This window comes from Streptomyces sp. NPDC051684 (assembly GCF_044453445.1).
GTDB lineage: Bacteria > Actinomycetota > Actinomycetes > Streptomycetales > Streptomycetaceae > Streptomyces.
In genome coordinates, this window is the sequence record NZ_JBITCS010000011.1 from 213,445 (window position 1) to 221,320 (window position 7,876).

At 71.5% G+C, this 7,876-nt stretch carries 8 protein-coding genes; all 8 read left to right on the forward strand.

Features of this window, described 5'->3' with window-relative positions:
• Nucleotides 1-82 precede the first annotated feature (82 nt).
• The 8 genes from ACIA8D_RS16330 (at nucleotide 83) to ACIA8D_RS16365 (ending at nucleotide 7,785) form a co-directional block, all read left to right on the forward strand.
• Entirely contained in the window at nucleotides 83-880 is a 798-nt protein-coding gene (locus ACIA8D_RS16330) for an acetoacetate decarboxylase family protein (protein WP_399232562.1), read from the forward strand.
• A 1-nt stretch (nucleotide 881) separates the two neighbouring features.
• The gene (locus ACIA8D_RS16335; RefSeq protein WP_399232564.1) at nucleotides 882-1,766 is read left to right on the forward strand and encodes an SDR family NAD(P)-dependent oxidoreductase; all 885 of its coding nucleotides are present in this window, start codon (nucleotides 882-884) and stop codon (nucleotides 1,764-1,766) included.
• A gap of 13 nt (nucleotides 1,767-1,779) precedes the next feature.
• Nucleotides 1,780-3,063 (forward strand): amidohydrolase family protein, encoded by a 1,284-nt coding sequence (locus ACIA8D_RS16340; RefSeq protein WP_399232565.1) that lies wholly within the window; start codon nucleotides 1,780-1,782, stop codon nucleotides 3,061-3,063.
• Entirely contained in the window at nucleotides 3,060-4,295 is a 1,236-nt protein-coding gene (locus ACIA8D_RS16345) for an amidohydrolase family protein (protein ID WP_399232567.1), read from the forward strand. The genes ACIA8D_RS16340 and ACIA8D_RS16345 overlap by 4 nt, the downstream gene beginning before the upstream one ends.
• A 54-nt stretch (nucleotides 4,296-4,349) precedes the next feature.
• On the forward strand, nucleotides 4,350-5,072 hold the full coding sequence (locus ACIA8D_RS16350) for a VIT family protein (RefSeq protein WP_399232568.1): 723 nt from the start codon (nucleotides 4,350-4,352) through the stop codon (nucleotides 5,070-5,072).
• A 73-nt stretch (nucleotides 5,073-5,145) separates the two neighbouring features.
• A complete protein-coding gene (locus ACIA8D_RS16355; protein WP_399232570.1) occupies nucleotides 5,146-6,030 on the forward strand; it encodes a sterol desaturase family protein in 885 nt (294 codons plus the stop codon).
• Complete coding sequence (locus ACIA8D_RS16360) at nucleotides 6,027-6,704, forward strand: lysoplasmalogenase (RefSeq protein ID WP_399232572.1); 678 nt, start codon at nucleotides 6,027-6,029, stop codon at nucleotides 6,702-6,704. The genes ACIA8D_RS16355 and ACIA8D_RS16360 overlap by 4 nt, the downstream gene beginning before the upstream one ends.
• Before the next feature lie 37 nt (nucleotides 6,705-6,741).
• Nucleotides 6,742-7,785 (forward strand): zinc-dependent alcohol dehydrogenase family protein, encoded by a 1,044-nt coding sequence (locus ACIA8D_RS16365; protein WP_399232574.1) that lies wholly within the window; start codon nucleotides 6,742-6,744, stop codon nucleotides 7,783-7,785.
• Nucleotides 7,786-7,876: the final 91 nt, after the last annotated feature.

Below are 7,876 nucleotides of genomic sequence, written 5' to 3' on the forward strand. Positions count from 1 at the left end.
ACAGGCGCCTCGCGGAACGACCGCACGACTGACCGCACGACCGAACGACCCCCATCACGTCTCGTTCGAAGGGTGGTACGACATGGCACGCGTACGGTACGGAGCGCGCAGTGAGGCGGAGATCGCCGCTTCGCGCTCGGCGAGCAGCAAGCTTCCCGACATCTGGTCGACCGGAGTGGTCGCGGTGTGGGAGTCCGACCCGGATGCGGTGGCCGCGGTGCTTCCGCCGCCGCTGAAGCCCACCGGACGGCCCCTGGTGCGGGCCAACATCAGCAAGGTCGACCTGCCGGGCTATCCGCTGGGCGCGGGCTCGGTGGCCGTCGCGGCCGAGCACGGAGGAGTGGAGGGCTGGTATCCGCTCGTCATGCCGATGACCCACGAGCGGGCGCTGATCGGCGGGCGCGAGGTCTTCGGCGAACCGAAGAAACTGGGCGAGGTCACCGTCGAGCGCGAAGGGCTCGTCGTGACGGCGGCGCTCGCGCGGCACGGCATCGCCTTCGTGGAGGTGCGCGGCGCCGTCAGCGAGAGCCTGCCGCTGCCCGAGCCCTCCCAGAAGACGGACTTCTACTTCAAGTTCCTTCCCGGCGTGGACGGTTCGGGCTTCGACGCGGAGCCGGTGCTCGTGCACTGCCTGCGCAACGAGAAGGTCAGGAAGCTGGAGCGGATCACCGGGGACGTCGTCCTTCGGGAGTCCATGTTCGACCCGGTGGCCGACCTTCCGGTGCGGACCCTGGTGGAGATCACCATCGGCGAGAAGACCACCGACCAGAAGGGCAAGGTCGTCGAGCGGGTCAGCGCGCAGGCCCTGCTGCCGTACATCCATCAGCGCTACGACGATCCGCAGCAGATCCACGACGGGCCGCCCGAGGGGAGCGCCTGACATGGAGCTGCGCGAGGGACAGGTCGCCGTCGTCACGGGCGCGGCGAGCGGGATCGGTCTTGCCATGGCGCGGCGGTTCGCGGCGGACGGCCTGAAGGTCGTGCTCGCGGACGTCGAGAAGGGCGCGTTGGAGAGCGCCGCCGAGGAACTGCGGCGCACCGGCGCGACCGTGCACGCGCGCGTGGTCGACGTCGGCGAGCGCGAGCAGGTCATGGACCTGGCGGCGGACACGTACGAGACGTTCGGTGCCTGCCATGTGCTGTGCAACAACGCGGGCGTCGGCTCGGGCGCCGAGGGCCGCATGTGGCAGCACGAACCGAACGACTGGAAATGGGCGTTCAACGTCAATGTGTGGGGCGTCTTCCACGGCATCCAGGCCTTCGTGCCGCGCATGATCGAGGGCGGCGAGCCGGGCCACATCGTCAACACGTCCTCCGGGGACGGCGGCATCGCGCCCCTGCCGACGGCGTCCGTGTACGCGGTGACGAAGGCGGCCGTCGTGACCATGACGGAGTCGCTGTACGCGCATCTGAAGGCGGAGCACGCGCGCGTGGGCGCGTCCGTCCTCTTCCCCGGCCCCCACATGCTGCGCACCGGGCTGTGGGAGTCGCACCGCAACCGGCCCGACCGGTTCGCCAAGGAGCGGCCGCGCAAGACGCCGTACCGCAGCCTCGACCAGTGGGAGGCCGCCATGAAGGAGGCCGGCAAGGAGATCGCGTTCACGCCCGTCGAGGAGGTCGCCGACTTCGTCGCCGAGGGCATCGCGGCGGACCGGTTCTGGATCCTTCCGCCGAGCGAGCACAGCGACCGGCAGATCCGGGCGCGGTCCCGATCGATGCTGGACCGGGCGAACCCGGCGTACCTGGAGAGCTTCATTCTCGACTGAGGAGGGACGCACCATGAGCAACCAGGACCCCTACCTGATCATCTCCTCCGACTGCCACGCCGGCCTTCCCACCGAGGAGTACCGGCCCTACCTGGACAGCCGTTTCCATCGCGAGTTCGACGCGTTCCTCGGCGAGCGGGACAAGCGCCGCGAGGAGGCGACCCGGCTCGGCATCCGCAACGACGCGTTCGCCGAGAAGTGGTTCCACGACAACGAGGAGGGCCTGCGCGGCGGTTGGGACTCCGCGCAGCGCCTCAAGGAGCTCGACGGCGACGGGGTGGCCGCCGAGGTCGTCTTCCCCGACGCGGACGCCGTGGACAGCCAGACGGCGGCGCCCTTCGGCGTCGGGCTCGGGCTCTCCGGCGACCAGGACCCCGAGCTCGGCATGGCGGGCGCGCAGGCCCACAACCGCTGGCTCGCCGAGTTCGTCTCCCAGAACCCCGAACGGCACTGCGGCGTCGCCCTGTTGCCGGTCACCGCCGACCCGGACAAGGTCGTCGCGGAGATCCACCGCGCCAAGGAGTCGGGGCTCGGCGCCCTGATGATCCCGTCCATGTGGGTCGACCAGGACCCGTACCACGCGCGCCGCTACGACCCCGTGTGGGCGGCGGCAGCCGAGTGCGAGATGCCCGTGGTGACGCACTCCGGGGCGGCGCCGCGCCACGAGTACGGCGACCATCTGGGCATCTACGTCAGTGAAGTGACGTGGTGGCCCGCCCGGCCCCTGTGGTTCCTGCTCTGGTCGGGTGCCTTCGAGCGGCATCCGGGGCTGAAGTTCGGCGTCGCCGAGTCCGGCTGCTGGTGGCTGCCGAACCTGCTGTGGTTCATGGACCGCCTCTACCTCGGCGCGCACGGCGGCAAGAAGCTGTCCCCGTTCGCCGAGCTGAAGCGCTCCCCGGCGGAGTACCTGGACCGGCAGGTCTTCGTCTGCGCCACCAATACCAAGCGCCGCGAACTCGCCCAGCGCTACGAGATCGGCGTCGACAACATCCTGTGGGGCAGCGACTTCCCGCACCCCGAAGGGACCTGGCCGGACACGCGCGCGTGGTTGAGGAAGACCTTCCACGACATCCCGGTCTCCGAGACCCGGCGGATGCTCGGCCTGTCCGCCGCCGAGGTGTTCGGCTTCGACACCGCGAAGCTGGCGCCGCTCGCCGCCCGCATCGGACCGACCCCGGCCGACCTCGGTCAGGACGCCGACCAGAGCGCCGTGGAGGCGTCCTGGGCGCGCTCGCGCGAGGTGGGGCGGCACTGGCTGACGGAGAACGACTTCCCGCACATCGGGGTGACGCCATGACGACACAGGGCGAGCGCTACACCGTCATCTCGGCCGACTGCCACGCTGGCGCCGATCTCCTCGACTACAAGCCGTACTTGGAGGCGCGGCACCACGACGCGTTCGACACCTGGGCCGCCGGCTATGTGAACCCCTACGCGGACCTGCTCGCCGACACCGCCGACCGGAACTGGAACTCCGACCGGCGCGTCGCGGAGCTGGAGCAGGACGGCATCGTCGCCGAGGTCGTCTTCCCGAACACCATCCCGCCGTTCTTCCCGTCCGCCTCGCTGATGGCGCCCGCGCCCACCCGCGAGGAGTTCGAGCAGCGCTGGGCGGGGCTGCGCGCCCACAACCGGTGGCTCGCGGACTTCTGCGCCGCCGCCCCCGGCCGCAGGGCGGGCGTCTTCCAGATCCTCCTCAACGACGTCGACGAGGCCGTCAAGGAGATCCGCTGGGCGGCCGGAGCGGGCCTGAAGGGCGGCCTGTTGCTGCCCGGCACGCCGCCGGGCTCCGGACTGCCCGAGCTGTACTCCTCGACGTACGACCCGATCTGGCGGACCTGCGCCGAACTCGGCGTCCCGGTCAACCACCACGCGGGCTCCGCGTCCCCGCCGCTCGGCGAGGAACCGGCCGCCCGTGCGGTGTTCATGGTCGAGACGACGTGGTTCTCGCACCGCGCCCTGTGGCACCTCGTGTTCGGAGGGGCCTTCCGTAAGCACCCCGACCTCAGGCTCGTCCTCACGGAGCAGGGCTCGGGCTGGATCCCCGGCGTCCTGGACATGCTGGACTACTACCACGCGCGCCTGGTCAGGGCGGCCACCAAGGCGAACACGGCCGAGGCCAAGTTCGGTGCCGGGCTCGCCGATTCGATGGGCAAGGGGCCCTCCACGGTGTGGCGCGAGAACTGCTACGTAGGCGCGAGTTTCATGCGCCCCCACGAAGTGCCGTTGCGGGACCGGATCGGCCTCGACAAGATCATGTGGGGCAGCGACTACCCGCACGACGAGGGGACGCACCCGTACACGCGCGAGGGCCTGCGCATCGCCTACGCGGGGCTCCCGAAGGACGAGATCGCCGCGATGGTCGGCGGCAACGCGGCCCGGGTCTACGGCTTCGACCTCGGCCTCCTCGACCCCATCGCGGCCCGCGTGGGCCCCACGGTCGCGGAGATCGACGAGCCGCTGAAGGAGCCGCCCGCCGACGCGACCAGCCCGGTGTTCGCACCGGGGGCGTCGGTACGGGTGTGGTGACGCCGGCGGGTGTCACGCTCTTCGCGTTGATGTCGCGGGTGTCATGCTCACCGCGTGACGGAATCCGCAGTGCAATCCACCCATGACGAATCCCACGGCGGCGCGCTCGGCTCGCGGCTCAACTGGCTGCGCGCCGCCGTGCTCGGCGCCAACGACGGCGTGGTCTCCACCGCGGGACTCGTCGTCGGCGTCGCGGGCGCCACCGACGACCGCTCCGCGCTGCTCACGGCCGGGCTCGCCGGGCTGCTCGCCGGATCGATGTCCATGGCGGCCGGCGAGTACGTCTCCGTGTCCACGCAGCGCGACTCCGAGAAGGCGGCCATCGCCATGGAGAAGCGCGAGCTGAAGGAGCAGCCGGACGCCGAACTGAAGGAGCTCACCGACCTGTTGGAGGAGCGCGGGCTCAGCCGGGAGGTGGCCCGCGAGGCCGCGGTGCAGCTCACCGAGCGGGACGCGCTGCGCGCCCACGCGCGCGTGGAGCTAGGCATCGACCCCGACGACCTCACCAACCCGTGGCACGCCGCCTGGGCCAGCTTCCTCGCCTTCACGGCGGGCGCCCTGCTGCCGCTGCTCGCCATCGTCCTGCCGCCCTCCGCGTGGCGGCTGCCCGTCACGGTCGGCTCCGTGCTGGTGGCGCTGGCCTTCACCGGCTACAGCAGCGCCCGGATGGGCGGCGCGGCGGTGCGGCCCGCGGTGTGGCGCAACGTGGGCGGGGGAGCGCTCGCGATGGCCGTCACGTATGCGGCGGGATCTTTGTTGGGAGCCGCCGGAGTCTGACCCCCTACCGGCGGTAATACTTGTCGGTAACTACCTATAGCCGGGGGCAGTGCGGGGCGCTTACGGTGCACGCATGCCGTCCTCGAACCTGCCCGACGCCGTGCTGTGGTCGATCCCCGCCTTCGTGCTGCTCACGATCGTGGAGATCGTCAGCGTCCGGATCCACCCCGACGAGGATGCCGCCGGCTACGAGACCAAGGACGCGGCGACCAGCGTCACCATGGGGCTCGGAAGCCTGGTCTTCGACTTCCTGTGGAAGATCCCGATCGTCGCGATCTACACGGCGGTCTACGAACTGACGCCGCTGCGCGTGCCCGTCCTGTGGTGGACGATCCCGCTGATGCTGCTCGGGCAGGACTTCTTCTACTACTGGTCGCACCGCGGGCACCACGTGATCCGCATCCTGTGGGCGTGCCACGTGGTGCACCACTCCAGCCGCAGGTTCAACCTCACCACGGCGCTGCGGCAGCCCTGGACGAGCCTGACCGTGTGGCCGTTCTACGTGCCGCTCATCGCGCTCGGCGTGCACCCCGCGGCGCTCGCGTTCTGCTCGTCGGTCAACCTCGTGTACCAGTTCTGGATCCACACGGAGCGCATCGACAAGATGTGGCGGCCGTTCGAGTTCGTCTTCAACACGCCCTCCCACCACCGCGTCCACCACGCCTCCCAAGGCGGCTACCTGGACCGGAACTTCGGCGGGATCCTCATCCTGTGGGACCGGCTCTTCGGGTCGTGGGTGGCGGAGGTCGAGCGCCCCGAGTTCGGGCTCACCAAGAACATCGCGACGTACAACCCGCTGCGCGTCGCCACCCACGAGTACGCCGCCATCGCCAAGGACCTCAGGGCGGCAGCCAGTTGGCGCGAGCGGGCCGGGAGGGTCTTCCGGGGGCCGGGGTGGCAGCCGGAGCCCGCCGGGGCCCCGAACGCCCCGCAGAAGGTCACGGAGGGGGCCGCGTGAGGCCCTCCGCGCCGGTGTGGCGCGCGCTGTTCCTCGGCGCCTGCGCCGCCGACCTCGTCGCGCTGCTCCTGGGCGCGGACGGCGCGCACGTCGTCCTCAAGCCGCTGCTCATGCCGCTGCTCGCGGCCTACGTGATCGCCTGCCGCGGCCCCCGGCTGCTGTGCGTGGCCCTGCTGTTCGGGTGGTGCGGCGACGTGCTGCTCCTGTTCGACCAGGACCTCGTGTTCCTCGCAGGGATGGGCGCCTTCGCCGTCGGGCACGTCTGCTACCTGGTGCTGTTCAAGCGGCACGGGACGGTACGCGCGCGTGGTGCGCTGCTCGGGGCCGCGTACGGCGTCGCGCTCGTCGTGACCGTGGTCGCCCTGTGGCCCGATCTGCCGCCGGACATGCGCGGGCCCGTCGCCGCGTACAGCGTGCTGCTGACCTGCATGGCGTTCGCCTCCTCGCGGCTCGGGGCGGCGGCGGGCGTGGGCGGGGCACTGTTCCTGCTCTCGGACTCCCTCATCGCCACCGGCATCGCCGACTGGCCTGCCCTGCCGCGCCCCGACTTCTGGGTCATGGGCACCTACGTAGCGGCGCAGTACCTGATCGCGTGCGGGGTGCTCGGCGAGCGGGCCGTGCCGTCGCGGGCGTACGGTGAAGGACGCGCCGCGACCCGGCGCATCGCTCACTGACCTGCATCGATTGCGGGACCCGCACAAAGGAACCCCCATGCGCGCCACCACCATCCACGCCCCGTTCGACATGCGCGTGGAGGACGTTCCCGACGCCGCCGTCGCGCGGCCCACGGACGCCGTGGTGCGCGTCCTGCGCGCCTGCATCTGCGGCAGCGACCTGTGGGCCTACCGCGGCGAGGCCGAGCGACAGGCCGGGCAGCGCATCGGGCACGAGTTCCTGGGCGTCGTCGAGGAGACCGGCTCCGAGGTGTCCGTCTTCAAGCGCGGAGACCTGGTCGTCGCGCCCTTCATGTGGTCGGACGGGGTGTGCGACTACTGCCGCGAGGGCCTGACCACGTCGTGCGAGCACGGCGGATTCTGGGGGGCGGTCGGCCACGACGGGGGCCAGGGCGAGGCCGTGCGCGTCCCGTACGCCGACGGCACGCTCGTCGCGCTGCCGGCCGACGCCGCCTCGGACGACCGGCTGCTGGCCGCCCTCCTGACGCTGTCCGACGTGCTGGGCACCGGCCACCACGCGGCGCTCGGCGCGGGCGTGCGCGAGGGCTCGACCGTCGCCGTCGTCGGAGACGGCGCCGTGGGCCTGTGCGGAGTCCTCGCGGCCCACCGGCTCGGCGCCGAGCGGATCATCGCGCTCGGCCGCCACCAGGTGCGTACGGACATCGCGCGCCGCTTCGGTGCCACGGACGTCGTCGCGGAGCGCGGCGAGGCGGCCGTCGCGGCGGTCCGCGAACTCACCGGCGGCCAGGGCGCGCACGCCGTGATCGAGGCGGTCGGCACCGAGCAGTCCATGAACACCGCCGTGAACATCACCCGCGACGGCGGCGCCATCGGCTTCGTCGGTGTCCCGCACGGCAGCGGCACCGGAGTCGACCTGCGCGTCATGTTCGACCGCAACATCGCGCTGCGCGGCGGCGTCGCGCCCGTCCGCACGTACATCCCCGAGCTGCTGCCCGACGTCCTGGACGGGTCCATCGACCCGTCGCCGGTCTTCGACATGACGGTCGACATCGAGGGCGTGCCCGGTGGCTACAAGGCGATGGACGAGCGCGCCGCCCTCAAGGTGATGGTCACCAACTAGGGCTTGTCGTTTGGATCAGGCCGGATCAGGGAGCGGGGCCTGGTGCGTGCGATCGCAAGGCGGAGGAGGGAGGCGACGCGGAGCGTCGTCG